Here is an 823-nt window from a genome sequence, read left to right as displayed (position 1 = left end):
GGTTCTTCGACGCCTCAAATGGATTTGAAGAGATCCCCGAGTGGGGCGGCGATCAGGTAGATCATGGTCGCGAAGGTTGTGGTATTGCGATAGCCCCTGGCGCGAGCGCGAGCCGCCTGGAAGAGACCGTTGAAGCCCTCCAGTCGGGCGTTGCTGTGAGTTGATGTCCAGCGTTCGAGGATGCGCTGGCGATGGTGCTCAACGGTTCCCAACGCCTTGCGGACGGGATCGAGGATGGTGTTGTCGCCGATCACCTCGCGGGCATGGCGCAGAAAGTTGGTGATCCGCCAGCGGGCGGCCTGGACGGTGTTGGCCTTGCGCACCCAGCGGAGTTTCTCCTTGAGCCGCCATGCGATGGCGGTCAACAGGTCGGAGGCTTCCAGTTCGGCCAGAGCCTCGGCCTGTGCCTCGGTCATCTTGCCGTCGGCCTTCTTCAGGATGGCCCAGCGCAGCGCCTTGGGCAGTTTGTTGTTCCTGGCTTCGGCGCGGCGGACCTCGTCGAGGGCCTTGGTGAACAACTGGACCACATGGAACCAGTCCACGGTGACGGCGGCGTTGGGGAAGGTTTCCCCGATGGCGGCGATGAAGGCGGGGCTCATGTCGCAGACCACCTCGACGACGCGGCCCGGCTGGCCGCCATGGTCCATCATGAACGCCTTGAACCGGGTGACGGTATCCTTGCCCCGGCCGGGGGTGACGAAGACCACCGGCTTGTCCTTGCGGTCGAGATCGATGAACACGGTGACATAGGTATGGCCGCGCTTGGCGGCGGTTTCATCAAGGCCGACGGCGGCGAGCTTGGACAGGTCGAGGCGCTCCACCG

Annotated in this window: 1 protein-coding gene; it reads right to left on the bottom strand. The window is 64.4% G+C overall.

Annotated features, from left to right (window positions below; all coding sequences use genetic code 11):
- Window positions 1-14: 14 nt before the first annotated feature.
- Window positions 15-823, bottom strand: an 809-nt coding sequence (locus tag A6A05_RS04605; protein WP_156520899.1) for an ISL3 family transposase, incomplete at its 5' end; no start/stop codon positions are given.

The sequence above is a fragment of the Magnetospirillum moscoviense genome (assembly GCF_001650635.1).
Lineage (GTDB): Bacteria > Pseudomonadota > Alphaproteobacteria > Rhodospirillales > Magnetospirillaceae > Magnetospirillum > Magnetospirillum moscoviense.
The sequence above is the reverse complement of the archived record's forward strand: the minus strand, read 5'-3'. Positions and strand labels throughout refer to the sequence as shown.